This is a genomic window from Peribacillus asahii (genome assembly GCF_004006295.1).
GTDB classification, from domain to species: domain Bacteria; phylum Bacillota; class Bacilli; order Bacillales; family DSM-1321; genus Peribacillus; species Peribacillus asahii_A.
The window spans coordinates 2,630,928-2,656,749 of sequence record NZ_CP026095.1 but is presented as its reverse complement, the minus strand read 5'-3'; the positions used below and the strand labels follow the sequence as shown (position 1 = coordinate 2,656,749).

23 protein-coding genes and 5 pseudogenes are annotated in these 25,822 nt (G+C 37.0%); 23 read left to right on the top strand and 5 right to left on the bottom strand.

Translation table 11 applies throughout. The annotated features are described in order from the left end of the window. Nucleotides 1-164: 164 nt before the first annotated feature. Nucleotides 165-602 (bottom strand): GNAT family N-acetyltransferase, encoded by a 438-nt coding sequence (locus BAOM_RS12855; protein ID WP_127760586.1) that lies wholly within the window; start codon nucleotides 600-602, stop codon nucleotides 165-167. 155 nt (nucleotides 603-757) lie between these two features. Here BAOM_RS12855 and BAOM_RS12850 point away from each other — a divergent pair, with 155 nt between their 5' ends. The 12 genes and pseudogenes from BAOM_RS12850 (at nucleotide 758) to BAOM_RS12790 (ending at nucleotide 11,532) form a co-directional block, all read left to right on the top strand. Continuing rightward, nucleotides 758-1,210, top strand: a complete 453-nt coding sequence (locus BAOM_RS12850; protein ID WP_127760585.1) for a MarR family winged helix-turn-helix transcriptional regulator — start codon at nucleotides 758-760, stop codon at nucleotides 1,208-1,210. A 25-nt stretch (nucleotides 1,211-1,235) separates the two neighbouring features. Beyond that, a complete protein-coding gene (locus tag BAOM_RS12845) occupies nucleotides 1,236-1,754 on the top strand; it encodes a spermidine/spermine N(1)-acetyltransferase (protein WP_127760584.1) in 519 nt (172 codons plus the stop codon). 8 nt (nucleotides 1,755-1,762) lie between these two features. Beyond that, nucleotides 1,763-1,936, top strand: a pseudogene (locus tag BAOM_RS25070) (FMN-binding negative transcriptional regulator); the annotation flags it as partial. A 446-nt stretch (nucleotides 1,937-2,382) separates the two neighbouring features. Next, on the top strand, nucleotides 2,383-4,725 hold the full coding sequence (helD, locus tag BAOM_RS12835; protein WP_127760583.1) for an RNA polymerase recycling motor HelD: 2,343 nt from the start codon (nucleotides 2,383-2,385) through the stop codon (nucleotides 4,723-4,725). A gap of 180 nt (nucleotides 4,726-4,905) precedes the next feature. Continuing rightward, nucleotides 4,906-5,220 (top strand): annotated as a pseudogene (locus tag BAOM_RS25065) (MFS transporter); the annotation flags it as partial. A gap of 10 nt (nucleotides 5,221-5,230) precedes the next feature. Then, complete coding sequence (locus tag BAOM_RS12830) at nucleotides 5,231-6,325, top strand: DHA2 family efflux MFS transporter permease subunit (RefSeq protein WP_306821258.1); 1,095 nt, start codon at nucleotides 5,231-5,233, stop codon at nucleotides 6,323-6,325. Nucleotides 6,326-6,467: 142 nt separating this feature from the next. Next, a complete protein-coding gene (locus tag BAOM_RS12825; protein WP_127760578.1) occupies nucleotides 6,468-6,758 on the top strand; it encodes a helix-turn-helix domain-containing protein in 291 nt (96 codons plus the stop codon). A gap of 8 nt (nucleotides 6,759-6,766) precedes the next feature. Further along, on the top strand, nucleotides 6,767-7,645 hold the full coding sequence (locus BAOM_RS12820) for an IS3 family transposase (protein WP_127760579.1): 879 nt from the start codon (nucleotides 6,767-6,769) through the stop codon (nucleotides 7,643-7,645). A gap of 338 nt (nucleotides 7,646-7,983) precedes the next feature. Then, entirely contained in the window at nucleotides 7,984-8,115 is a 132-nt protein-coding gene (locus tag BAOM_RS12815; RefSeq protein WP_306821257.1) for a hypothetical protein, read from the top strand. A 272-nt stretch (nucleotides 8,116-8,387) separates the two neighbouring features. Further along, on the top strand, nucleotides 8,388-8,768 hold the full coding sequence (locus BAOM_RS12810; RefSeq protein ID WP_127760582.1) for a hypothetical protein: 381 nt from the start codon (nucleotides 8,388-8,390) through the stop codon (nucleotides 8,766-8,768). A 570-nt stretch (nucleotides 8,769-9,338) separates the two neighbouring features. Continuing rightward, entirely contained in the window at nucleotides 9,339-9,998 is a 660-nt protein-coding gene (locus BAOM_RS12800) for a hypothetical protein (protein ID WP_127760581.1), read from the top strand. Between the two features lie 331 nt (nucleotides 9,999-10,329). Next, complete coding sequence (locus BAOM_RS12790) at nucleotides 10,330-11,532, top strand: macrolide family glycosyltransferase (RefSeq protein ID WP_127760580.1); 1,203 nt, start codon at nucleotides 10,330-10,332, stop codon at nucleotides 11,530-11,532. Between the two features lie 233 nt (nucleotides 11,533-11,765). On the opposite strand, the gene BAOM_RS12785 is transcribed toward BAOM_RS12790, so the two are convergent. Further along, the gene (locus BAOM_RS12785; protein WP_127760579.1) at nucleotides 11,766-12,644 is read right to left on the bottom strand and encodes an IS3 family transposase; all 879 of its coding nucleotides are present in this window, start codon (nucleotides 12,642-12,644) and stop codon (nucleotides 11,766-11,768) included. An 8-nt stretch (nucleotides 12,645-12,652) separates the two neighbouring features. Next, nucleotides 12,653-12,943 (bottom strand): helix-turn-helix domain-containing protein, encoded by a 291-nt coding sequence (locus tag BAOM_RS12780; protein WP_127760578.1) that lies wholly within the window; start codon nucleotides 12,941-12,943, stop codon nucleotides 12,653-12,655. Between the two features lie 648 nt (nucleotides 12,944-13,591). Between BAOM_RS12780 and BAOM_RS12775 the strand changes: the two are divergent. Continuing rightward, nucleotides 13,592-14,300 (top strand): annotated as a pseudogene (locus BAOM_RS12775) (IS6 family transposase). Between the two features lie 106 nt (nucleotides 14,301-14,406). Here the strand turns inward: BAOM_RS12775 and BAOM_RS12770 are convergent. Next, complete coding sequence (locus BAOM_RS12770; protein ID WP_127760577.1) at nucleotides 14,407-15,300, bottom strand: LysR family transcriptional regulator; 894 nt, start codon at nucleotides 15,298-15,300, stop codon at nucleotides 14,407-14,409. Between the two features lie 388 nt (nucleotides 15,301-15,688). Between BAOM_RS12770 and BAOM_RS12765 the strand changes: the two genes are divergently transcribed. The 10 genes and pseudogenes from BAOM_RS12765 to BAOM_RS12720 all read left to right on the top strand — a co-directional run bounded on the left by BAOM_RS12765 (nucleotide 15,689) and on the right by BAOM_RS12720 (nucleotide 24,964). Next, nucleotides 15,689-16,810, top strand: a complete 1,122-nt coding sequence (locus BAOM_RS12765) for an alpha/beta hydrolase (RefSeq protein ID WP_127760576.1) — start codon at nucleotides 15,689-15,691, stop codon at nucleotides 16,808-16,810. Between the two features lie 210 nt (nucleotides 16,811-17,020). Further along, nucleotides 17,021-17,590, top strand: a complete 570-nt coding sequence (locus BAOM_RS25060) for a cyclophilin-like fold protein (RefSeq protein WP_257467255.1) — start codon at nucleotides 17,021-17,023, stop codon at nucleotides 17,588-17,590. 109 nt (nucleotides 17,591-17,699) lie between these two features. Continuing rightward, nucleotides 17,700-18,785: a PQQ-dependent sugar dehydrogenase gene (locus BAOM_RS12755; RefSeq protein WP_127760575.1), complete on the top strand. Its 1,086-nt coding sequence runs from the start codon at nucleotides 17,700-17,702 to the stop codon at nucleotides 18,783-18,785. A 337-nt stretch (nucleotides 18,786-19,122) separates the two neighbouring features. Beyond that, nucleotides 19,123-19,899 (top strand): cytochrome P460 family protein, encoded by a 777-nt coding sequence (locus BAOM_RS12750; RefSeq protein WP_127760574.1) that lies wholly within the window; start codon nucleotides 19,123-19,125, stop codon nucleotides 19,897-19,899. A gap of 85 nt (nucleotides 19,900-19,984) precedes the next feature. Further along, nucleotides 19,985-20,671 (top strand): DUF4405 domain-containing protein, encoded by a 687-nt coding sequence (locus tag BAOM_RS12745; protein ID WP_127760573.1) that lies wholly within the window; start codon nucleotides 19,985-19,987, stop codon nucleotides 20,669-20,671. Between the two features lie 147 nt (nucleotides 20,672-20,818). Beyond that, nucleotides 20,819-21,988, top strand: coding sequence for an MFS transporter (locus BAOM_RS12740; protein ID WP_127760572.1), 1,170 nt, complete (start codon nucleotides 20,819-20,821; stop codon nucleotides 21,986-21,988). Between the two features lie 202 nt (nucleotides 21,989-22,190). Next, nucleotides 22,191-22,676 (top strand): annotated as a pseudogene (locus tag BAOM_RS12735) (SDR family NAD(P)-dependent oxidoreductase); the annotation flags it as partial. A 47-nt stretch (nucleotides 22,677-22,723) separates the two neighbouring features. Next, nucleotides 22,724-23,293, top strand: coding sequence for an FAD-binding oxidoreductase (locus tag BAOM_RS12730; protein ID WP_164853217.1), 570 nt, complete (start codon nucleotides 22,724-22,726; stop codon nucleotides 23,291-23,293). Further along, nucleotides 23,290-24,045 (top strand): FAD-binding oxidoreductase, encoded by a 756-nt coding sequence (locus BAOM_RS12725; protein ID WP_127760570.1) that lies wholly within the window; start codon nucleotides 23,290-23,292, stop codon nucleotides 24,043-24,045. Before BAOM_RS12730 ends, BAOM_RS12725 begins: the two co-directional genes overlap by 4 nt. Nucleotides 24,046-24,313: 268 nt before the next feature. Continuing rightward, the gene (locus BAOM_RS12720) at nucleotides 24,314-24,964 is read left to right on the top strand and encodes a glycoside hydrolase domain-containing protein (RefSeq protein WP_257467250.1); all 651 of its coding nucleotides are present in this window, start codon (nucleotides 24,314-24,316) and stop codon (nucleotides 24,962-24,964) included. A gap of 134 nt (nucleotides 24,965-25,098) precedes the next feature. On the opposite strand, the pseudogene BAOM_RS12715 reads toward BAOM_RS12720, so the two are convergent. Next, a pseudogene (locus tag BAOM_RS12715) lies at nucleotides 25,099-25,821 on the bottom strand (transposase); the annotation flags it as partial. Between the last annotated feature and the right edge of the window lies 1 nt (nucleotide 25,822).

Here is a 25,822-nt window from a genome sequence, read left to right as displayed (position 1 = left end):
TCGCTTCTTCTGACCACTCCCATGGCTAAAGCCGTTGGGGTTCTTTCTCACAAATATCCCGCTTACCACCTTCCATAAGAAGAGGCAGAGGCGTGACTGTATGGTGAAAGAGATGCCCAACTCGTAACAAAGGTATTGCTCATTATTCGACTTTTTGATTATTACTAGTGCAATAATTCTTTCGTCATCAATAAATGCGGAATTCCATCCTCTATAAATACGCTTGATGAAGTCTGATAGCCCAGCTTTTTATAAAAACCCTGTGCTTGTGTTTGACCGTGTAATTTGACCTGCGTTGTTCCTCTTTCCTGTGCAATTTCTTCTAATGCTGTAATAATTACTTTACCAAGACCGAATTTTCGGTAATGTTCTAGAATACAAATCCTCTCTAACTTTCCAAATTCATCAACCCATCTCACTCGTCCCGTTCCGACAGGTTGTTCTTCGTAATAGACTAAGATATGTTCACATTGACCATTAAGCTGGTCAAACTCGTCAAATTCATCCTCTAAGAGAACACCTTGTTCCTTAACAAATACCTCTTTCCTTATGTGAAATGCCTTCCTTAAATCTTCATCAATGGTTATTCTTTTTGCATTCATTTCTTTCAGTCCTTTTACATTAATTTGTCTAGGAATACTTATACTTTACTAATAAAATTAAATCATTTTATTGTATTTACAACAAAATTAGGTTAAATTTAATTTATATCAGTTATGTTGTAATTGCAACAAAAACTTCATTAAGGAGTAAATTTATGAAAGAAATTTTACGCGAAATAGGAATGATAGCTAGGGCATTAGATTCTATAAGTAATATTGAATTTAAAGAATATGAGCTTACTAAAGGGCAGTATTTGTATCTTGTGCGAATATGTGAAAACCCAGGAATCATTCAAGAAAAGTTAGCTGAAATGATTAAAGTAGACCGAACAACAGCAGCCCGTGCCATTAAAAAACTTGAAATGAATGGGTTTATTCGAAGGGCAGCTGATGAAAAGAACCAAAAAATTAAAAAACTTTTTCCAACAGAGAAAGGGACAAATGTTTATCCGTTCTTAATAAGAGAACATAATTATTCGGATATGGTCGCATTAGCTGGGTTTTCTGAAAGAGAAGTGGAGACCATTTTTGATCTTCTTCAAAGAGTTAGAAAAAATATAGAAAAAGAGTGGGAATTTGTGAAAAAAGGAAACAAGAGAGATTATTGAGTATATAAAGGAGCGACATATTGAAATGACTATAAATATAAAAAAGTGCACCATTGAAGACTTATGCATACTTCAAGAAATTAATTATGAAACATTTAATGAGACATTTAAGCAACAGAATTCACCTGAAAATATGAAAGTCTATTTGGAAAGGGCATTTAACTTAAAACAATTAGAAAAAGAATTATCTAATACCTCTTCGGAATTCTTTTTTGTTTATTTTAATGATGAAGTCGCCGGATATTTAAAGGTCAATATCAATGATGCTCAGTCTGAAGAAATGAGTGATGAATTACTTGAAATTGAGAGGATTTATATAAAGAACAAATTTCAAAAACATGGGCTTGGTAAATATCTGCTCAATAAAGCTATGGAAATTGCGATGGAACGTAATAAAAAGAAAATCTGGCTAGGTGTATGGGAAAAAAATGAAAATGCTATTGCTTTTTATAAGAAAATGGGGTTTGCTCAAACTGGATCTCACTCTTTTTATATGGGTGATGAAGAGCAAATGGACTTTATAATGACAAAAACACTCATATAACTTTTTTGAAAGCAGTTCAAGGTTTTAAAATAAAAATCAACAAGATAGAAGGAAAAGCTAAGTTAAGTCAAAATCATCCTGTTGAACGACAAGAGCTAATTATTAAAGAGTTAGAAAATACTTCCCAACCAGATAATATCCAGATAGCCTCTCTTATGAAGAAAAATCTACAAAGATTGTGAAGAAAGACACTTAAACGACCGGGTAGGTTTAAGGCGCCTGTCCGTCATTACTTTACAACGTTAAACAGCCGGGGGACAGGTACTTTAATCAGGAATGCTTTAATGGAGTAACGGAAAAAGCCCAATTTCTCAACATTAAATTGAGAAATTGGGCTTTTAATATTGGAATTTCTTTAACGTTGAAAATTCATATTTCGTATATTTAGATATCATTTTTTGTGAGTTCTTTTTTTGTAAAATAGTTTTTTCTTCTTTTAAATTTGCAACAGTTATGATCCATCATAGTGATGGTCGTATAAATACATTGATAAACATGAGAAACTGTGGTAAATTTATATAGATACACCAATTGTTTATTTTTTATAAAATGTCCCTATTTTAATTATACAACATAAAATCCTTTTCAGTCAACCCCTATTTTTATTTTTTTTAAAGGAGTGTTTGATATGAACATGGAACTTCGTCAGGAGCAAGAACGTGTGAACAGCGTAATGGAGACAATTACAGAGCAAATTAACAGATTGGAGGGCGAAACTTCCAAGCTTCGGATGGAAGTTGTGAATATCCGCAAACACTTTTGGGATGAAGTAAAGGTTAACGTTGATACCTTCGACGATTATCTTGAGACAATCATCGGCTTGAGACAAGAGGCTCAAGCTTTGTCCGTAAGCCAAAGCACCCATAGACATGCATCTAAGAGATTATCTGCGCTGCGGCGGATGCAAGCAGTGCCCTATTTTGGTCGAATTGATTTCCTTGAGGAAGGAACTTCAACTGCGGAACGAATCTATATCGGCATCTCTACGCTCACAGATACAAGCGGAGAAAATTTCCTTATTTACGACTGGAGGGCTCCGATCTCGAGTGTCTATTACGACTACCATCCTGGTCCAGCCGAGTATGCTACGCCTGGATGTGTCATCCATGGCACACTGGAGAAAAAGTGGCAATATCTCATCCGCAGCGACATTATCCAATCTATGTTCGATACCAGTTTCACTATTGGTGACGAGATTTTACAGCAGGTGCTTGGTAAAGGTACAGATAAACATATGCACAATATAGTAGCGACCATTCAACAGGAGCAAAACCGAATCATCCGGCACGATCGCGGGCGGCTGCTCATTGTACATGGGGCGGCTGGCAGCGGTAAGACATCAGCTGCCTTGCAGCGGATTGCTTATTTACTCTATAAATATCGAGATATGCTGAATGCCGATCAAATCATTCTTTTTTCGCCTAATTCGATGTTTAATAGTTACGTTTCCAATGTGTTGCCAGAACTTGGTGAAGAGAATATGCAGCAGGTCACATTTCAGGAGTACTTGAATCATCGGCTGAAAAGTGAGTTTCAAGTTGAGAATCCTTACGATCAATTGGAATATGTTTTGACTGCAGTGGATAACCCATTATACGGAACAAGGATTGCGAGCATCCGATTCAAGGCTACCACCTGTTTTTTTGAGGCAATCAAATCATACAGGGAGTCGCTGGAATTATCCGGAATGGTGTTCAAGGGGATTATCTTCAGAGGAAAGATAATTGTTACGGCTAAACAAATTGAGGAAAAGTTTTATAGCAGTGACACCTCACTTCGCTTTCATAGCAGACTTGAAAAATTGAAGGATTGGCTAATTAAGCAAATAGATGAAGCCGAGAAGCTCGAACGGAATAAGCCGTGGGTACAGAAGGAAATCGAACTGCTTAGCAATGAGCAGTACCATAAGGCATATACTTACTTAGCGGAAAAACGCGGTTTTAAAGGAGATTCGATTCATGATTATGAAATCGAGCCTGAGGCGTTAGCCCGCTTGATTGTTCGCCAGAAGTTAAAGCCGTTGAGAAAACGAATCAAGGCGTTTCGTTTCGTCAACATTAAGGGAATATACAGGCAGTTTTTTAACGATCCCATCCAGATTAAACAGTGGATGGACCGGGAAGCACCCGAGGAGTGGAGGGATATTTGCCTATCGACTGTGAAAATGCTAGACGAAGGTAAACTATTTTACGAAGATGCTACTCCGTTTTTGCTAATAAAAGAGCTGATTCAAGGCTTTCAGACGAACAGCTCGATCAAACATGTACTTGTAGACGAGGCGCAAGATTATTCTCCGTTTCAATTCGAGTTTTTGAAACGTTTGTTTCCCTCGGCAAGAATGACCGTGCTCGGTGACTTTAACCAAGCAATATTCGCCCATGCCAGCGAAATGGTCGATTTCCACACACTTACTGGCTTGTACGGTCCTGATGAAACGGTCGCAATCAACTTGACTCGCAGCTACAGATCCACAAGACCAATTATCGAATTTACACGCGGACTTGTACCTGACGGTGAACGGATTACTGCTTTTGAACGCGATGGCGAGAGGCCTATATTGACGCAACTGTCCAATCGTGCTGAATTGCATCGCTCCATGGCTTCCCAAGTTGCAGCTTTACGGAAACGGCAGTATAGCACAATAGCAATTATATGCAAATCTGCAGGGGAAAGCACCGCTGCATACGATTCCCTGAGCGGCATCGAAGGAATTAAGCTCGTGAAGAGTGGATCGATTGAATACGAGAAAGGCGTTGTCGTCATGCCGGCGTATTTGGCCAAAGGTATCGAATTCGACGCGGTTATCATTTATGACGCATCAGCGGAAGTATATGGAGATGAGAGTTTGCGCAGATTGTTCTACACCGCCTGTACCCGGGCTATGCATTACTTACAGCTTTACAGTATAGGCGAACCGAGTCCTTTTTTACGCAATGTTCCGCCAGAGAGTTTACTTCTGAGCCTGACTTAACAAGGAAGAGAAAGAAATGTATAGTCACGCCAATTGTTCTGAACTGACGATTATATCGTTAATGTAACCATATTTTAATTAGGTATTTTGCAAATCGAAAGGAGAAAGAATTTGAAAAATCAAAATGAAGCGACTCAAAACGGAGGGACATTTGGGAGCAGAGGTAACTTTTTGTTGGTCATGATTATGATTCTAGGTGTGTTTGTGGCCATTTTGAATGAAACGCTGCTTAACGTAGCATTGCCGAAAATTATGAATGACTTCGGAATCTTGCCGAGTACCGCGCAATGGTTGACAACTGGATATCTACTAGTTATTGGTGTGCTTATACCAGTCACAGCTTATTTAATTCAGCGGTTCACGACAAGAAGCTTGTTCCTTGGAGCTATGGGCTTGTTTACGGCGGGGACATTTATAGCGGCTATTGCACCAGGGATCGAAGTGCTTTTGATTGGAAGGCTGCTTCAAGCGGCGGGTACCGGGCTGCTCTTTCCTTTACTAACCAATGTGGTATTCTCCATCGTTCCTATTGAAAAAAAGGGGTTCAGCAATGGGGACAATTGGAATTGTCATTACTTTTGCTCCAGCGATTGGACCCACTCTATCAGGAATCATTGTAGAGCATTTCAGTTGGAGGGTTCTCTTTTACGGCGTTCTGCCGATTGCATTGTTTGTTATTATATTTGCATATATGATGCTCAAAAACGTGACGGAGACGACTAAACCGAAGATTGATCCGATATCGCTTCTACTTTCAACCTTAGGCTTTGGGGGGATTGTGTATGGATTCAGCAGTTCTGGTGAAGGTCATGGGGGTTGGTCGAGCAATGAAGTCCTAGTTCCAATTGCAATCGGCGTTGTTTCTTTAGTCTTGTTTACTTGGAGGCAATTAACAATTTCACAACCGTTGCTAGATTTAAGAACATTTAAATACAACATTTTTAGGATGTCGACGCTGATTATGATGATTGTCATGATGGCGATGTTTTCAGCGATGATGTTGTTGCCGATTTTTCTCCAGAATGCGTTAGGTTACAGTCCGTTGGAGGCGGGTTTGATTATGTTGCCAGGCGGTATTGTTATGGGAATAATGTCACCAATTACAGGCCGGTTATTTGATAAATTTGGTGCGAAGTGGCTTGCGCTTATCGGATTGGGGTTGGTAGCAAATACGCTGTGGCAATTTGCTTTTATCACATTGTCAACACCCTACAGCACGATTATGATTTTTAATACGCTATTAATGTTGGGGATTTCAATGGTTATGATGCCGGTCATGACCAACGCTTTGAACGAATTGCCACCTCCATTATATCCACACGGTACGGCTATTATCAGTACTCTTCAGCAGGTGGCTGGCGCTGTCGGGACAGCATTACTTGTATCAATCATGACCAATAGTTCTACTCGTTTTATGGAAAAAACAGTGATTAAGGAACAGGAGTCTACATTACAAATCCTGGCGATGATTGCTGGAATGAAAAGCGCGTTCTTACTTGCATTCGTACTAGTAGTCATCGCATGGATAGTTTCATTATTTATAAAACGGTCTGTTCCACAAGAAAAGAAATTGAAAATAAAGCAGGGTGCTGCGAACTAACAGAGAGTTAACTCATCGTCAGGAGTAGGTTGTGTTAGATATTCTAGAAAAGGGCGCATTTCCGGAATTGGTATGCTCCCCTTATAGTAGACACGTTTTAAAAAGCGCATTAATCTGTCTATTATTAAGGGGGTATTTTTTTATGGAGAAAAAAGCAGAGACTTATGATATATCATTCAAGAAAAAAGCAGTGGATTTATTTTATCAAAAGAAGAATTATGCAGCTGTTTCCAGAGAATTAAACACTCATCGAAAAAACATACAACGATGGGTTAAACAGTTTAGTGAAGATGGGATGGTTGGTCTTAGAGAAAAACGTGGCAGGAAAAGTGGGTCTGGTAGAGTCTCTTCATCTACCTTTGAAAATACCCAACAGAAAATAAAGCGATTAGAAGCTGAGAATGAACTGTTAAAAAAGCTTTTAAAGATGTGAAAGGAGGAATGAATCTAAAACCTAGTATTCTATTTCCAATCATTAATGATTTATCTAAACAAGCTCACTCTATACAGCTACTTTGTCATCTAGCTAAAGTATCAAGAAGTGGATACTACAAGTGGATAAAGCGTAAAGCATTACCTTCGGAAAAGCAGATAGAGGATGAGAAGCTAAAGCAGAAAATAATAGAATGTCATCAGAAATATAAGGGCATCTATGGCTATAGAAGAATACAAATTTGGTTAAAGAGGACCTATGATATTCATATTAATCACAAAAAAGTTCAACGATTACTAAGTGAGCTAGGTATTAAAGCAATTATCAGGAAGAAACGAATTTATTACGGTAAGAAAGAACCTTATCTTATCTCGAATAATTATTTAAATAGATCCTTTTACGCTTCTCGCCCTAATGAAAAGTGGGTAACGGATATTACGTACCTCATTTTCAATGGACAGAAACTATACTTGTCTGCCATCAAAGACCTATATAATAACGAAGTTGTTGCGTGCCAAATTAGTAGACGTAATGATTATAAACTAGTCTTGGATACTCTTAAAAAAGCCCTAAAAGGAAGGAATGTAAAGGGACTCCTTCTCCATAGTGATCAAGGATACCAATACACTTCCCATAACTATAATCAGCTACTCGCAAGAAATAAAATGAAAGCTAGTATGTCTAGAAAGGGAAACTGTTGGGATAACGCTAGTATGGAAAATTTCTTTAGTCATTTAAAAACAGAATGTTTTAACCTACATACTTTTAAAACTTCACAAGAGGTTAGAAGGGCTATTAAAGACTACATTCACTTTTATAACCACGAAAGGTTTCAAACCAAGCTAAACAACCTGACTCCTATCGAATATAGAAGTCAGGCTTCTTAACTGCGCTTATTTTTTGTGTCTACTTGACAGGGGTCAGATCAGAATAGGAAAAGCGTCCTTTTTGCATGAAAGGTCTGGGTTGTTGAGGGGACAGGAAGAAGAATACTCATAAAAGATTGCGTGTGAAGTATTGGATTGAAATGAAGTAGGTTAAGTTGAACGAGTTGTAAATTGAATAGTTTAAGGTTATAAGCGTTTCTTTAGAGGAATGCTTTTTATTTTTGTTCAAAATCAAAATTATTATCGATAAATAAGTAATGTAATATAATAATTATTTATTTTAAAACAATAAATTGAGTGCTAATATCGAATTGAAAGTAAATAGGAGAGGTGCTTTTATGAAACGTAAACAAGGTTCAACAATTTTCTTAAAAGTAGTTATTTTTCTTGTGGGCATTGCAGTACTTGCTGTGTGTATATTTGGGTTGCCGCAAAAGAAGACACTGAAAAAACATTTTTACAATGGTTAAGGAACCTTATTCCCTCTGAAGAATGATAATAAGGATAGTAACATTAATATCTTTTTGAACTAAAGGTGCATTACTGGAACAAGGAAATGCCTTTTTCTTATTCAAGTAACGAATCAGATTAGTTCAAGAAGAAAAACTGATAAAATAACAACAAATCAAATCTAGAAAGGTGTTGTTATATTTGGAACAATTGAGAATGTATAAAATTTCTTTGTATCCAATATTCGCTTTAATGTTTACTGGTGGAATAATGTTTTTTTTTATTTTGTTTTATGGAATTAAAAGACATTCTCTCAAATATATTCTACTCAATTGTTGGGTTAATTTTTTCATTATTATTTTTAGGGTATTCGATTTATCTCTTAAGAAAAAGAAGACAGGGTAAGGGATTTTATTGGGATAAAGAAGGAATTGTAATTGATTTACAAGGAAATAAAGTCTATTGGAATGAGATTGAAAGTATTCAATATTCCAATGTAAGAGGTATGAAGTCAACCGTGATTTATCCGCACTATACATATCACGAAAAGATTAGAATCCGTCGTAAGAAATGGATGCCAACCCCTGCCCATTCCATCGATTGGTTTTATATTGAAAAGCCAAAGGAATTTCACAGGGATTTAATGAAGACTTGGGAAGAAAAAAGGCATTAAGCATACATTTATTTCAAATTTCTTATTAAGCTAACGAAGCAGTTTAGTGCAATAATGCAGTTACGCAACCAGGGCGTGGTATTTGCTTGAACCAGTTGTATAAACGTATGCAAATGCCCCCCATAATGAAAGAATCTCCAACAGAATGCTGGAGATTCTTAAAATTATTTTTTAAATTTATCCGGAAACTGCTTTACAACTCCCGCAGAGATAGTATCTGCCATTAGGATTATATGTGTGACCCCTTCGTCAATTGAAACGATTCTTGCATTCCAATCTTTTGCTAAGCTTGCAGATAAATCATTTGTCACTAATTTCAGATGCTCAGACTCTTTCTTAATAAATACCCATTACCTTACGCAAGAATTAAGGTTAACATATATGACTTAAGAAAAGAGATTAGCTATATTATGTGAATGGTAACTAGGAGGAGCCGTGTGCGTTAATTGCGCAAGCACGGTTCTGTGAGGGGGGAGGAATACAATCTACCGCGAGGTAGAGAGATTCCCTTCTACTCGACTTGTTAAACAAAAAACAATTAATTTATGGTAAATAGGGAGAGAAATATTTATGGGTAAAATATGTAGAATTTGCGAAGAAGAAACAACCATCGGAACTAGAGAGGAATGTGAGAGTTGTTGGAACTTCTACAAAAGGGCATATCAAAAATTTCACGAGGACCGAGATATAAAAATTGAAGGTTTCGACGATGAAGTTAAGTTAGCAAAACATTTGCGGACACTATATATTGATAACAAGTATTGTTCTTATACCGGACTTGAAATGATGTTAAGGGACAGAGAATATACAGAACGACTTAAAGTTGATGGAAAAGAAGAAGAACTAGAACAATATAATCGAAAATTAGCTGTTCTTGGTTTTAGTATTGACCGTAAAATATCTAAAAATGGTGATCAGAAGGCTCCATATAAAAAAGATAATATTGTGTTGTGTATTAGAGCTATTAATACAATGAAGGGTGAATTTAAACCTGAAGAATTTATCCAAGCGTGTTACCAAGTACTCGCTTATCAAGTAGAAAATCAAACAATATTTGCTGACCAAGTTCTTTCAATGCTTAGAAATTTTAATGTAAAACATATAGAAAAACCTATAATCCCTAAAGTAGAACAGATACTAAAGGAAGCTGGGGTTTATGAAGAAGATTTCAAATCATATCGAGAAGATTATATAAAAGAAATAAATGCAAAACATAATAGAAAAAAATAACTATTTGATATATCACGTGGATTTTCCTCTAACTTTTAAGAAAACCAGATGAAAAAGAATAAAATTATTATTTTTTCAGCTATTGGGGGCTTGAGTTGAATAATGATCTTCAACAATCGGGCGCGATTGTTGAGCAACACAGGTAGAAAATGATCAAACTTTTTTATAAAACTGAAACTTAAATCTGCTAGATACGAATCCATTTTAATCAATCTTTTTTCAAAATGGATTCTTCTTATTTACCGTAAAATACGGGTTTGTGAGGTATTTTTGATCAAACTTTATTTTAAAGCAACATCTAGAAAACATCTTTACCTAAGGAGTGGTAGAATTGGCACGTGTTTTATTTATTAATGGTGGATCAGAAGGACATATCAATCCAACTATTGGAGTTGTGCAAGAGCTTATTTCGCGTGGAGAAGAGGTAGTGTACTTTACGATAGAAGCTTTTCGAGAGCGTATTGAGAAGACTGGAGCTACTGTACGAACATTTGACGGTCAAAAATTTATAAAAGCCTTTATCTCAGGTGGAAGAAATCATTTACTCGAAAGAGTCAACGGTCTTTTACATACGGCAGATATCGTCATACCTGGCGTTCTTGAACAGATTAAAGGAGAGCATTTTGATTACATCATCCACGATTCTATGTTTGGTTGTGGACGTTTACTTGCCCAAATCCTTAAGCTTCCCGCGATTAATTCGTGTACATCTTTTGCGCAGACTAAAATATCATTCGATAGAACATTAGAACATCTTTCACAAAATGTCCCAACAGAAATTTTTAAAAGGATAAATGATGATTTTCAAAACCTGACAACAAAAATTAAAGAAAAATATGATGTTGAAATCAGTTCTCCTTATGAAGTTTTTTGTAACCCTGCACCACTTACAATGGTTTATACAACTAGGGAGTTCCAACCTTTTGGAGAAGCATTTAACCAAACATATAAATTTGTAGGTCCATCCATCTCTTCACGATTAACGCAAGAAAACTTCGACCTTACTGCAATCAAAAGAAAAAGCCCCATTTACATTTCACTGGGTACTGTCTTTAACCAAGCCATTGATTTCTATAAGCTTTGTTTTAAGGCATTGGGGAACACTGATCATACCGTTGTTATGTCTATTGGGGAACAAACCCAACTAGGTGAATTGGGAGAAATCCCCCAAAACTTCATTGTGAAAAATTATGTTGCACAAACCGAATTGCTAAAATACACTAAATTATTTATCACACATGGTGGAATGAACAGTACCAATGAAGGTCTCTATTACGGGGTTCCGCTAATTGTAATCCCACAAAGTGCGGATCAGCCTATAATTGCTCAACAAGTTGCCAATATCGGAGCAGGTATTCAATTACAAATGCAAAGTTTGACGGCAAATCAACTATATGAAGCTGCAGAACATGTGTTAAACCACCCATCCTTCCATAAAGCCGTTGCAAATATTAAGGAATCCTTTAAAAAATTGGGTGGGTATCATCAAGCTGTTGATGAGATTTTCAAATTTAAAAGTCAATATGATATCTAAATATAAAAATTTCTCAACTGCCATTATTGGTGGCTTTTTTTAGTGGTTACGGCAACTTCTGTTTTTAATTAAGTAATGGAACAGGAACTATTATAAAAGCTAGATTGTGAAGTTATACACTTAAAGTAACGGGAGCTTTTCTTCAATACAGTCTTTGAAACAATCTTCCGCAATCGGGCGCGTTTCTGGAACTGATCTGACCCCTGTCAAGTAGACACAAAAAATAAGCGCAGTTAAGAAGCCTGACTTCTATATTCGATAGGAGTCAGGTTGTTTAGCTTGGTTTGAAACCTTTCGTGGTTATAAAAGTGAATGTAGTCTTTAATAGCCCTTCTAACCTCTTGTGAAGTTTTAAAAGTATGTAGGTTAAAACATTCTGTTTTTAAATGACTAAAGAAATTTTCCATACTAGCGTTATCCCAACAGTTTCCCTTTCTAGACATACTAGCTTTCATTTTATTTCTTGCGAGTAGCTGATTATAGTTATGGGAAGTGTATTGGTATCCTTGATCACTATGGAGAAGGAGTCCCTTTACATTCCTTCCTTTTAGGGCTTTTTTAAGAGTATCCAAGACTAGTTTATAATCATTACGTCTACTAATTTGGCACGCAACAACTTCGTTATTATATAGGTCTTTGATGGCAGACAAGTATAGTTTCTGTCCATTGAAAATGAGGTACGTAATATCCGTTACCCACTTTTCATTAGGGCGAGAAGCGTAAAAGGATCTATTTAAATAATTATTCGAGATAAGATAAGGTTCTTTCTTACCGTAATAAATTCGTTTCTTCCTGATAATTGCTTTAATACCTAGCTCACTTAGTAATCGTTGAACTTTTTTGTGATTAATATGAATATCATAGGTCCTCTTTAACCAAATTTGTATTCTTCTATAGCCATAGATGCCCTTATATTTCTGATGACATTCTATTATTTTCTGCTTTAGCTTCTCATCCTCTATCTGCTTTTCCGAAGGTAATGCTTTACGCTTTATCCACTTGTAGTATCCACTTCTTGATACTTTAGCTAGATGACAAAGTAGCTGTATAGAGTGAGCTTGTTTAGATAAATCATTAATGATTGGAAATAGAATACTAGGTTTTAGATTCATTCCTCCTTTCACATCTTTAAAAGCTTTTTTAACAGTTCATTCTCAGCTTCTAATCGCTTTATTTTCTGTTGGGTATTTTCAAAGGTAGATGAAGAGACTCTACCAGACCCACTTTTCCTGCCACGTTTTTCTCTAAGACCAACCATCCCATCTTCACTAAACTGTTTAACCCATCGTTGTATGTTTTTTCGATGAGTGTTTAATTCTCTGGAAACAGCTGCATAATTCTTCTTTTGATAAAATAAATCCACTGCTTTTTTCTTGAATGATATATCATAAGTCTCTGCTTTTTTCTCCATAAAAAAATACCCCCTTAATAATAGACAGATTAATGCGCTTTTTAAAACGTGTCTACTATAAGGGGAGCATACCAGAACAACGGAAACGCTCTTTTCTTTTTCAAGTAACCAGTTCAAAATTCTAAAGATTTGTGTCACAAAATTGGGAGAGAAAAACTTATAGTCTAAACTTTCATGTCATTTTCAATCATTAATTTTGAGCAGTCTAAACTTTTGTGTCACTCGTCAGAAAAGGAGAGAGTGGTTAAAAAGTAAACTTTAAACCACTTAAACTAAATATGATCTTCCTGTTATTTTTACGATAATCAATAATAATGCCTACTATATATTTACAAACCTGCTTATTAAACAAAAATGAATGGTGATACAGACAGATATACTTGCGAAAGATAAAGTAAAGCACCGCCAAAATGGTGGTGCTTTTGTGACTTCTGTATATTTACAATATTAGATTCACTAGGTTGTGTACGTTTTTCCTCATGACTATATGTAACTCTTAGAATCTTGCATGTTTAGATAATTCATACATATATTCATGGCTTGATACTGGTTTTCTGGTTCTGGTGCAAAAACTTCAACACAATTGCAAGGAATCTTAAACTCTTGGACATATTGATATTATTACTCTTAAAAAGGGGCGTGATCAGTATGAAAAAGCAATATTTATTCAAGTAGAAGCATTATCCAGTCTGATATTATCTTATTAACGGTTAGATGGTACCTAAGGTATAACTTGAGTTTTCGTGATTTGGTGGAAATAATGGAGGAACGAGGTTTATCGATGGCCCACACAACCATTATGCGTTGGGTTCATCAATATGGACCGGAATTAGATAAAAGAGTACGGCGCCAACTTAAGCAAACCAATGATTCCTGGAGAGTCGATGAAACGTATATCAAAGTAAAAGGTCAATGGATGTATCTGTATCGTGCAGTGGATTCCAAAGGAAACACGATTGATTTTTATCTCAGTAAAACAAGAGACAAAAAGGCTGCAAAGCGCTTCTACAAGAAAGCCTTGCGGTCTTTTCATGTCTCTAAGCTTCGAGTCATTATAGTCGATAAGAATCCGGCTTATCCGATAGCCATTGAAGAGCTGAAAAAAGAGAAAAGTATACCTGATGGTATGCAACTTAGACAACAGAAGTACTTGAATAACATAGTGGAGCAAGATCATCGCTTTATAAAGAAGCGAGTCCGCTCTATGCTAGGATTAAAAACGTTTCGAACAGCCAAACAGATCATCTGTGGAGTGGAGGCAATGCATATGCTGAAAAAAGGATAACTTCAACAAGGGGTGAAGTCTGTCCAAAGTGAGATTGAATTCATACATAAAATATTTGGGGTAGCATCATAATTCATAGATGAAAAGGATATTGAGATTCTATGTTTCTAACAAGTCATATTTGCACCAGAACCATTCAAATTGAGTATCTCGATACTTAAAATTCAAATTAACAAGTTTATTCATTTTGGTTATATTTTTCAATGTTATGCCGAATTTGCTCTAAAAATTTACTTGCTGCATGAGAGAAAACTTGATGCTTTTTCCAAATGACGTTTAAATTTGCTTTTAATCGAGGATTTAAGGGCTTAAAACAGAGTTTGCTGTTTCCTGATGTATTTATCAGCTTATCCAAGCATAAGGCATATCCAAGATTTTCTTCTACCATAAGTGCAGCATTAAAAAGTAAGTTGTATGTTCCAGCAATATTTAAACTTTTAACATCTTGCCCAAACCAGCCTGTCAGTTCGTTATCCACAGTTGTTTGTCGTGAAATTAATAAAGGCTTATCGATTAAATCTGTTTGTTGAATAAAATCTTTCTCAGCTAGGGGGCTATCTTTTCGCATTAAGACACCCCAAGTATCGGTAGCAGGCAACTGCATGAAATCATATTTTTGCTTATCAGTTGGTTCAATTACAATGCCAAAGTCTAATAATCCACTGTCTAATTTATCAGTAATATCATCTGCATTTCCGCTGTATAAGTGAAATTGAACGTCTGGATGTTTTTTTAGTAAGTCTTTTAAGGTTTGAGCAATAAAACGTATCGCTTCTGTTTCCCCACCACCAATGTATATTTCTCCACTTATAATTGTTGGTTGATTAAAATTTGCCTCTGTCTTATCAACTAATTTCACAATTTCTTTCGCTTTTGTTAATAAAAACAAACCTTCTGTAGTTAAGGTGATTTTTCGGTTTCCTCTGATAAATAAGGGCGTCCCTAATTCTGCCTCTAAATCACTTAACTGCCTTGATAATGTTGGTTGTGATATATGTAAATATTTTGCTGCTGCTGAAATACTTTGGTGGTTCGCAACAGCAATAAAGTAACGCAATAATCGTATTTCCATAATGAAACCTCCTATGCCTTTTGTGTATACTTCGTTATTTGATATAGGTATTTGTTATTTGGATTTTATCATTTTATGATGTTATTGAGAAGATTAGAAAAATAAGGGAGGAATGATATATAGAATTTTAAGGAAAAAGTAATTGATTTTGCGGGAGCCTTAAACGAGATTGATGGAGTAACAAACTAGTTATTTGAAAGGGATTTGTCACAGGTCTAGTCGTAGGTCTAGTCGTAAAGTCAAATGATAACACAGGTGCGGTTGAGTACCTCCTCGGCACATTGCAAAGCAAGTTTTTAATTCATCCAGAAAAACCAATTCTCCACTCTTTTCATTCTATTTCACTCAATTAGAACATCCAGATCAAACAAATAATGGGAGGTTTAAAATGAACAAAAAATTATTAGCAACATTTGGAACAGCTGCTATTGTCTTGATTATAATTAGCACTATTATATTCGCTTCAGGCGGAGAGGACAAAGCAGCCAATAATGAAGACATTAAAGAAGAAAATGAAGAAAGCGCAGTTCAAGTGGATACAGTAAACACCCCGGAATGGGACAAGACTTTTCCTCAGAGCGACGAGGTGACTCACGAAAAAGTATCATTCGATAACAGACTTGGAATTGAATTGGTTGCGGATATGTATATCCCTAATGATATTAATCCCTCAGCTGAATTACCTGCAATCATTGTCGGACATCCGTTCGGTGGTGTGAAGGAACAGACGTCCGGCTTATATGCCCAGGAGATGGCAGAACGGGGCTTTGTGACCATTGCCTTTGATGCTTCCTACAATGGAGAAAGCGGTGGGGAACCACGTAATATCGCCTCTCCAGAAGCATTTATTGAAGATTTCAGTGCGGCAGTAGACTTTTTAGGAACACATGATTTAGTGGATCGTGACCGTATTGGCGTCATCGGCATTTGTGGCAGTGGCGGGTTTGCAATCAACGCTGCACAGGCTGACCCTCGATTGCAAGCTGTCGCGACAGTGAGTCTGTATGACATGGGTCGCGCCAATCGTGAAGGATTGGGGTTAGCACCGGTAGCGGATGAGGTGATGACTGAGGAAGAATGGAGGGCAGCTCTTGAAGAAGCTGCTGAACAGCGCTGGATTGAGGCTGAAGGAGGAGAGCCAATACAAGACTTAGTAGGAACTGCTGTCGAACTAAAACCTTCACAAGTAGCAGCAGCTGCAGAGTTTGCTGAATACTACGGTACGCCTAGGGGACAACACCCTCGCTCTATGCCTATGAGCCTTACCAGCAGAGGGGCACTAATGAACTTCTTCCCGTTTGAGCAGATTGAGACGATTAGTCCGCGTCCAATGCTGTTCATTGCAGGCGAGAATGCCCACTCCAGATACTACAGTGAAGACGCTTATGAGCTAGCTGGCGAAGAGAAAGAACTATTTATTGTACCAGATGCAGGACATGTGGATTTATACGATAATATGGAGTTAATTCCATTTGACAAACTGGAGTCTTTCTTCCAAGAAAATCTCTAAAGAAAACTTTAGATTTTTGTTGTAGATAGAGAGCCTTTTGTGTCAATCGTAATCTGAGTAAAACCGCTATGTGAATCCCGCATATCTTGTCGGGATTCACACTTTTTTTAGTTTAGAATTCTATACATGATTTGGTTTCTATAAGGGATTTTTTAGCAATTACGGTAATTTGCACATGTAACCTATTTATAAATATACTGGGGGATTTTAATGATTAAGAACGTCCAACAGATACTGTTATCGCTCATAGTATCTTTAATGTTTTTAACAGCTTGCAATAACAGACCCAATGAAGAAAATACAAACAGCGAAGAAAGTTTGACTATTCATCAAAATAGCAAACAAGAATCAACAGCTGATGAATCAAACAATGAGGATAGCCAAGATTCTACACTTGATAATGAAGAGGCAGATGCTATGGAAGATACAAGAATAAACTTAACATTTAACAACGAAGAAGTCATTGTCAGCATAGATGATAATCCAACAAGTAAGGATTTTTTATCAATGCTCCCACTTACCTTAACATTTGAAGATTATGCAGGGACGGAAAAAATCAGTTATCCTTCAAATAAATTATCTACTGAAGAGGCACCATCAGGAATTGACCCTGCAGTTGGAGATTTAGCATATTATGCTCCATGGGGGAATTTAGCTATATATTATAAGGATTTTGGATATTCAAATGGGCTTATTAAACTAGGAGAAATTAAATCTGGTATAGAAAAGCTTAAAAATCTTAATGGCGATTTTACAGTGATAATTGAAAAAATAGAATAAATGTAGTGCTACTATTCATTCAAGACCTCAATCCAATTCTCTTAAAAGCAAACTATATTCCTTGTTGATTAGTTCTGAAATGAATTTTGAAAGATATAGGTGAGTGAAGTTGAAAAAATTATTAGCCATATTTTTGCTGGCAATACCTTTAATTGCGGGGTGTTCTGAGAATGAACAAAAAACTACAGAAAATGAAGAACAGGAAAATTCTGTAGCTGAGCCAAAGAATTATAGATTCGAAGTACTAGCAGAAAACCTTGAGGCTCCTTGGTCTATCGTAAAGCTTGGAAATACTTTCTATTTGACTGAAAGAACTGGCTCTATCGTAAAAGTAGATAATGAAAAAACGGATAGACAAAGTGTGGAATTTGAGAAAGAGATTTCCACAGCTTCAGAGGCAGGGTTATTAGGATTTGTACTTGCTCCTGACTTTTTAGAATCGCACCAAGCTTATGCTTATTATACGTATGAGGACAACTCTGGACAATTCAATCGTATTATCACACTCCGTTTGGAGGATAACGTTTGGAGAGAAGAAAGTTTACTGCTTGATAAAATTCCGAGTGGTACCTATCATCACGGAGGGAGACTTAAAATTGGACCTGATGAGAAGCTTTATGCAACAGTCGGTGATGCATCTGAATCGTATATGGCACAAGAACCCAATTCATTAGGCGGGAAAATTTTAAGAATGAATCTTGATGGTTCGATTCCAAATGATAATCCGTTTCCCAATTCCTACATCTATAGTTATGGACATCGAAACCCTCAAGGAATTACATGGTCGTCTAATGGAACGCTATATGCTGATGAACACGGCAACGATGCAAATGATGAAATAAATAGAATAGAAGCCGGTCAAAATTACGGCTGGCCGATTATCGAAGGCCATAAGGAACAAGAAGGGATGGTTTCACCGCAATTCACTTCAGGTGATGAAGAAACTTGGGCGCCGTCTGGAATGGACTATTATAATGAAAAGTTGTATGTTGCTGCTTTAAGAGGGGCTGCAGTTTTAGAATTTGACCTTGAAACAGGCGAATACCGTGAAGTTATCACCGGGCTTGGCAGAATTCGAGATGTAAGAATTGAAGATGATACTCTTTATTTCATTAGCAACAATACAGACGGGCGGGGTACTCCACAGGGGAATGATGATAGGCTATACAGAATTTCACTTTCAGAATTAGATTAATTGAAAGGGATGAACTGTCATTACCATATATGAAACGGTTGGAAAAAAGCGCAAGGAAATTCCGTGTAAAGACTGTACGATTACTTTGCATGGGAGTTGGTAAGTAACAAGTTTGGTAGATTTGAAATAAGCGAAAGATTGAGACGGGCATGCAGTTAGGATTGTCATCCCCAGAAACCTTAAAATTGTTCCAGGAGATTGATACAGTGCATAATAAGCTTGTTTATATTAATTGTAATGAATTCTATTAACAATACTGGAGTGTATAGAAGCCAGAAAAAAGATCAAATACGAGTAAATCGAAACAATACAACGATACTTGGAGGAAGAAAACAATATGAAAATACGATTGATTCAGACACCTATATTGTTGCTGGCCCTCATACTTACTGCTTGCAACAACAATGATACTGGTACAAAGGACAACTCTCTACAAGAAGAGAATTCCTTTGGGGTTAAGTCTGGGGAATACGCTGAAATTGGCTCTGGCGCTCATCTTGTTAAATTCCCTGAAGACTTGGAAAAGGGAATCATATTTGCCACTTACGATCGAGGAACTATTCATGAAAACATCTATGTAAATAGTAGGAAAGCAATTGAAGCAGTGCAGAACGGAGAGGAGCTTCCGAGCGGCACCGTTATCACTCTCGAAGGATTTCGTGATGGAGAGCTTGAGCATTATTTAGTGATGGAAAAACGTACCGGCTGGGGTTCCCAGTACTCGCCCGATGAGCGTACTGGGGAATGGGAGTTCCAGGCATTTACTCCTGACAGAGAAGTGATGGCAGATGGTATTGGTGGACAAGCTATTGGAGGATGCTATACCTGCCACGCAAATCAGGAAAGGAATCAATATATGAATTCGTTCGATCAAATGAAAGAGTTTGATTTAGAAGAGTTTACACAATTAAAGAACAACAGTACAGAAACCCCAATCGCGGCTATTCATACAGAGGACTGGAAGGTCAGTGAGCTTTTTACCCAAATGATTAATTCCAAGGATGTAAATAAAGTAGAAAGTAATGTAATAGATGGTGAGGAAAAAGCGGAAATAATTCAGGATATTCTTTTGAATATGTATTTAACGCACTATTTACAGAAATTTGAAAGCTAATAGATTTGTTACCATTAAAAGACATTTCCTATGACCACTATAGAAACGAATCCAATTAGAAATTAAATAGAAAGAGGAAAATGCGTTGAATCGTAAAATGTTATTTAGGCTTGTCAATGACCTTGTTATGACAGTTCTTATGTTAATAGCAATGGCTTACTATATAACTGGAAATATGATCCATGAAGTAGTTGGAGTTGTAGTGCTTGTATTATTTATCGTCCATAACTTGTTGAATCGACGTTGGTATAAAGCGATTTTAAAGGGAAAACATAATGTGCGTCGCATTCTACAAATTGGAATCAACCTACTATTTCTTGTAACGATGGTTTTGATGATGATGAGTGCTGTGTTGATTTCTAGTGATTTATTTCCCTTTATTCCTATTAATAACGACATGGTGCTAAGGCAAATACATGTTCAGACTGCTTATTGGGGATTTATCATCATGGCAGTACATATAGGATTTTCGTGGGTAATGATTATCAATTCAGTACGGAGGATGACGGGTATTACTAGTACTAGCTGTATTCGTACCATTGGGTTGCGTTTTTTAGCGGTATTTATTGTTGCCTACGGGGTGCATTCATCCTTCGAGGAAGATATGGGTTATAAGCTATTCATTTACAGTCCATTTGGTTGGTTCAATGATGATTCAACTATAAGGTTTTTAATTAATCATCTATCAATTATGGGAATCTATATTTGTGGGACACATTATGCTTTGAAATTTATTCAGAGGCAGGAACAACGAGCGGTTCAAAAAATCTGATATAGGATTAATAGGGATGGGCAATAAATGAATACTGGGATATGGAATCTGGAATAGATAAACTTGCAAATCTTAACGGTTCTTTTAAATAACTCACCCTGAAGCAACTAGAAAATCACACTTTTCTGAAAGAAGGAAATCTTTTTTATGTCTAAACAAAACAAGTTACTTATATTTATATTAACCGTAGGGGCTTTCGGAATCATAAATACTGAAATGGGAGTTATAGGGATATTACCCTACATTGCCGATCACTTTCATGTCAGTGTATCAAAAGCAGGATTGTTGGTGAGTCTTTTTGCCCTTACTGTTGCTGTATCTGGTCCAACTATGCCGTTATTATTTTCGGGGATAAATCGTAAAAAGGCAATGTTACTTGTACTTGGTATTTTCGTTCTAGGTAACATTGTTTCTATATTTACATCTAACTTTGCCATTGCCATAATTGCGCGTGTGGTTCCAGCCATATTTCAGCCAATCTATTTTACAGCAGCTTTTATAGTGGCTGCTAACTCAGTTAGCAAGGAGGAAGCTCCAAAAGCTGTTTCAAAAGTTTTTATTGGCGTATCTGCGGGGATGGTACTTGGTGTACCAATCGCAAGTTTTCTTGCTAGTACAGTTTCGTTTCAAATATCAATGGCATTTTTTGCCATAGTGAACGCTATTGTATTTATTGCTACATTAGTATATTTCCCTTCTATGCCTGTTAAAGAAAGACTTTCTTACGGTGCTCAATTATCGGTATTAAAAAAACAAATTACATGGCTTTCCATTGTTGCTGTCATTTTACTAAATTCATCCATCTTTGGGGTGTATAGTTATCTTGCTGAGTACCTTAAAACCGTTACGAATATCTCTGGAAAATCAATTAGTTTAATATTAGTTCTATTCGGGGGGGCAAATATTATAGGAAACATTGTAGCAGGTAAGTTACTTACGAAAGATGCCATCAAAACTGTAGTATCTTTTCCTTTTGCATTGGGTGCCGTTTACATCATTTTATTCTTCACAGGACAATTTACTGTACCCATGGCTATCATGACTTTAGTTTGGGGAATATTGGCTGGTATAGGATCTAATATTAATCAATATTGGATTACATCTGCAGCTCCAGAAGCTCCTGACTTTGCTAATGGATTATTTTTATCATCCGTTAACTTAGGAACAACCATTGGTACAGCTGTAGGGGGATTATTTATATCACAATTAGGTACACAATACGTCGTATTAGTGGGATTATTATCGTTGGTATTAAGTTTGGTATTTATTATATTAAGAAACAACAAGAATACTCCTACAAAACAACTTTCTATCTAAGGTATTCATTCAACAAACTATAACAGTTTTCTAAACGTTATTGATTTTTCATTTCTGTCTAACTTTTTTAGATAGAATTTCTATTTGTTACCTTGATTAAAAAGCCAAAAAATCTAAAAGTTACACTAGTCTATAGCTAAGATTATTAATAGACAAGAAATGGAGGATATAAATGTCAAAGGATAAATAAGTTGCCCTTGTTACAGGCGGGAATCGAGGAATGGGTTATGAGCTTGTCAAACAATTGGCATTGAAAGATTTTAGAGTCATTTTGTTAAGTCGGGATCCTGAGATGGGTCATGAAGCAGCGCAAAAGCTTAAGGAGTTAAATCTGGACGTTTCTTTTGATTTGATGGATGTAGATGATCAAGAAAGCATCCATCAAGCAGCGATTAAAATAAATGAGAAGTTTGGGAAATTAGATGTCTTGATTAATAATGCTGGTGTGTATTTGGATGAAAATAAAAGGCTAGTGGATATGAACCCTTCCATACTAGAGAGAACGATAGCAACGAATTTCTTCGGTGCTTACAATGTCATTCGTTCCTTTATTCCACTTATGATAAAGCATGGCTATGGGAGAGTTATTAATATAATCAAAAAAGAACAGGTCGATGTATGGAATCAATTTGTCCAAAATCAGAAAGAATTCGTCCATCAGTTCTGTTTCTTTTTGTTTTACATATGAATGTATATAGCTCTCTGCGTCTTACATTTTTAAGGAGGTATCATCCCATGGTAAGAATAGAAGGATTAACCGGGCGTGTGATTCCGCAAGGCTCACCCGGCTATGACGAAGCAAGACAAAATTATAATGGCCGATTTAACAAATTCCCCAAAATAATCGTTTACTGTGAGGTCACACAGGATGTTGTCAACGCAATTCTATGGGCACGTAAGCAGCAGCTTCCTTTTCGCATACGCAGCGGCGGACATAGCTATGAAGCATTTTCCCTCGTCGACGGCGGTCTCGTCATTGATGTCAGCGGGTTGCTAAAGCTGCAAATCGATAAAGAGGAAGGCACAGCGCAAGTCGGCGCGGGGTTCCGTTTGCTACCTTTGTACGAAGCGCTTTGGAATCAAAGAGTGACCATCCCAGCCGGGACTTGTCCGACGATCGGTGTATCCGGAATAACGCTTGGAGGAGGGTACGGGTTGTTGTCCAGGCTATTAGGAATGACATGCGATAACGTACTCGAGGTGGAAATGGTTACAGCGCAAGGAAAGATTATCCGGGCCAATGACAGTCAGCACAGCAACCTGTTCTGGGCTTGCCGTGGCGGGGGGACGGCAGCTTTGGTGTGATTACCTCCTTTACTTTTCGTGTGCATCCGATCGAGAATGTCACTCGCTACAGAATAACATGGGACTTTGCCGATCTCGAAAAAGTTATGCGTTATTGGCAGACGTGGGCTCCCCATGCCGATACTCGTCTGACATCCCTGCTATTATTTCCTGCACAAAACCAAGGCGACCTTCGTTCCAGCGGTGTATTTGTCGGCTCGGAACAAGAGCTCAGACAGATTATGCGTCCTCTGCAAAAGGCGGTTCGGCCCAAGACCGCTGAGTTCCACTCCACTACTTGGATTGAAGCAGCCCGCCTGTTTGCAGGACGGCCGGTAAAGCAAGACAAATTTAAACATTCTTCCGCCTATGCCTACGAGCCTCTGTCAGATGCGGCACTTCGTGTATTAATCCGTAACTTACAAAACGTCCCCGGCCCAACTAATGTAATCGCCTTTGACGCCTATGGTGGTTCGATTAGCAAAGTACCCACCAATGCAACGGCATTCGTACACCGCAAAGCCTTGTTCGTGATCCAATACCAATCGTATTGGGTGCAGGATGCAGAAGCAGATAAAAATATCCAATGGATTGAACAGTTCCGTAAATCCATGCTCCCCTATACTCACGGCGCATTTCGCGACTACTGCGACTCCATGATTCCTGATTGGCCTACTGCATACTTCGGAGAAAACTTAGCTAGACTGAAGAAGGTCAAACAAATGTATGATCCCGAGAATTTATTTCGCTTCGAACAAAGCATTCCAAAATAAAAAATATTAAAAAAGTGATGATAAGAAAGCGATTGTAAATTGGTTTTAATGTAGGCGCCGAATATGACGGCACTCACTAAGATTATCCACTCATTTACAGAAATGAGTATTTATTGATCTAAGCATGTTACTATCTGTTTCTTATCAAGCGACATTATACAACGGACGATTTTTCCACTAAACTGTTTACGATAGTTGAATAGTCTCTTCCACTTAAGAAAATTCCTTCGAATTGTGCTCAGTATAACGTATAGGGGAGGTGTTGAAATTGGAAATTTATGAATGGGGAGTTGACTCCGCCCAGAATGTAACGGAAGACTTATTTCAATGTGTTATGCGTAATTTTGGATATCCGAAATTTTGGGGAAGATACCTAGTAAGAGTTCCTGGTGCATCGGAAGGGTTAACAAAACAGGAAATTTCATTTATTCGAAGTAAAGGTGTAAAATTATTACCTATTTATAATTATTTTCAAGAGGCAAAAGGATACAGACAGGGAAGGGTAGCTGCAAATAATGCAGTATTTTATGCTCGAAAACTCGGAATACCAAAAGGTGTCCCATTATTTGCAAATGTTGAACGTTTTTTTCAAGTAGATGATGAATGGATTCAAGGTTGGACGGAAGCAATGTTTACAAGTGGATATAAAAGTGGTATTTACAATGATCCAATGGTAGGTGGTTTTAATAAAGCATTTTGTAATGCAGCAAAAGAAGATGAAAAGGTAAAAATACAAAATATATTATGGAGTGCTGAACCAGAGTCTGTACCTAGTGGTCCTCGGAATCCCCCAAATTATAAACCGAAGGCCCCAAATTGTGGTGGAAACATATGGGCTTGGCAATACAGTCGAAAGATAACTCAGTGTCCAATTGATACTAATTTAGCCAACAGTAGCTTAGTAAATCTTCTATGGTAATAAAAATCCCCCGTTTTTTCAGGAGACTACTGAAAAACTTACGTTTTTGAAATTAGTAATTGTTTTTCAAACCAAATAAATCCCTTCCTGTTTGATTTTCGAACAAGAAAGGAATCTATTTCTTTTATGTTTAGTTACTTTTCGTCTTTAATTAACGTGAGAATTCGCTTGAGGTTAACTGCGAAAATGGCTGTTGTGCCTTGGATTGCCATACCAAATAGACCCGCTAATGATGCCTCATCATACCCGTGTCTGTGTTTGAGCTTACTGTTCTTCGCCTCAATTTTATATCTTTTTTTCGCTAACGTTTTAAATTCTTCACTATCTTGAAACGCTTCTTGTTCGCGATGCTCGGTTGATTTGATTGTGACAGAGTACGTCTTGCTTTTTGCACCTTCCTTATAACATCCGTTACGGAATGTACATACTTCACATTTTTCAATATCAAACATATAAGTGTCTTTTTGATTTTTATTAATACCTTTCTAGCCTGTACGTGCATTACGTATAGCTAAATGCCCTGCTTTAAAAACATACATGCCCGCATCTTTATTGAACTCAAATTCATTCTCCTTTTTTCTAATACCATGTGTGGTATTAGGATTTAATTTCGCAATTAATTGGAGTTCATTTTGGCTTGCATATTGAGTATTTTCTTTTTCTGAGTACGCCGTATCACCAATGACTGTTTCTATTTCCATACCCGTTTCTTTACTTTTCTCGACTAATTCTTGTAGGTATTTCCCGTAACTTTTTTTACCAGTTGTGACCATTGCAGCCGTAATAATGCGTTCATCGCTCATCGCGATATGTGTTTTAAAACACAAGAAAGAAGAATCAGCTGTTTTATGACCGACT

Bases quoted from the DNA above. Each gene is read 5' to 3' on its own strand.
- BAOM_RS12855 (WP_127760586.1), bottom strand. From the start codon at position 602: ATGAATGCAAAAAGAATAACCATTGATGAAGATTTAAGGAAGGCATTT.
- BAOM_RS12850 (WP_127760585.1), top strand. From the start codon at position 758: ATGAAAGAAATTTTACGCGAAATAGGAATGATAGCTAGGGCATTAGAT.
- BAOM_RS12845 (WP_127760584.1), top strand. From the start codon at position 1,236: ATGACTATAAATATAAAAAAGTGCACCATTGAAGACTTATGCATACTT.
- helD (WP_127760583.1), top strand. From the start codon at position 2,383: ATGAACATGGAACTTCGTCAGGAGCAAGAACGTGTGAACAGCGTAATG.
- BAOM_RS12830 (WP_306821258.1), top strand. From the start codon at position 5,231: ATGTGGTATTCTCCATCGTTCCTATTGAAAAAAAGGGGTTCAGCAATG.
- BAOM_RS12825 (WP_127760578.1), top strand. From the start codon at position 6,468: ATGGAGAAAAAAGCAGAGACTTATGATATATCATTCAAGAAAAAAGCA.
- BAOM_RS12820 (WP_127760579.1), top strand. From the start codon at position 6,767: ATGAATCTAAAACCTAGTATTCTATTTCCAATCATTAATGATTTATCT.
- BAOM_RS12815 (WP_306821257.1), top strand. From the start codon at position 7,984: ATGAAACGTAAACAAGGTTCAACAATTTTCTTAAAAGTAGTTATTTTT.
- BAOM_RS12810 (WP_127760582.1), top strand. From the start codon at position 8,388: ATGGAATTAAAAGACATTCTCTCAAATATATTCTACTCAATTGTTGGG.
- BAOM_RS12800 (WP_127760581.1), top strand. From the start codon at position 9,339: ATGGGTAAAATATGTAGAATTTGCGAAGAAGAAACAACCATCGGAACT.
- BAOM_RS12785 (WP_127760579.1), bottom strand. From the start codon at position 12,644: ATGAATCTAAAACCTAGTATTCTATTTCCAATCATTAATGATTTATCT.
- BAOM_RS12780 (WP_127760578.1), bottom strand. From the start codon at position 12,943: ATGGAGAAAAAAGCAGAGACTTATGATATATCATTCAAGAAAAAAGCA.
- BAOM_RS12770 (WP_127760577.1), bottom strand. From the start codon at position 15,300: ATGGAAATACGATTATTGCGTTACTTTATTGCTGTTGCGAACCACCAA.
- BAOM_RS12765 (WP_127760576.1), top strand. From the start codon at position 15,689: ATGAACAAAAAATTATTAGCAACATTTGGAACAGCTGCTATTGTCTTG.
- BAOM_RS25060 (WP_257467255.1), top strand. From the start codon at position 17,021: ATGATTAAGAACGTCCAACAGATACTGTTATCGCTCATAGTATCTTTA.
- BAOM_RS12750 (WP_127760574.1), top strand. From the start codon at position 19,123: ATGAAAATACGATTGATTCAGACACCTATATTGTTGCTGGCCCTCATA.
- BAOM_RS12740 (WP_127760572.1), top strand. From the start codon at position 20,819: ATGTCTAAACAAAACAAGTTACTTATATTTATATTAACCGTAGGGGCT.
- BAOM_RS12730 (WP_164853217.1), top strand. From the start codon at position 22,724: ATGGTAAGAATAGAAGGATTAACCGGGCGTGTGATTCCGCAAGGCTCA.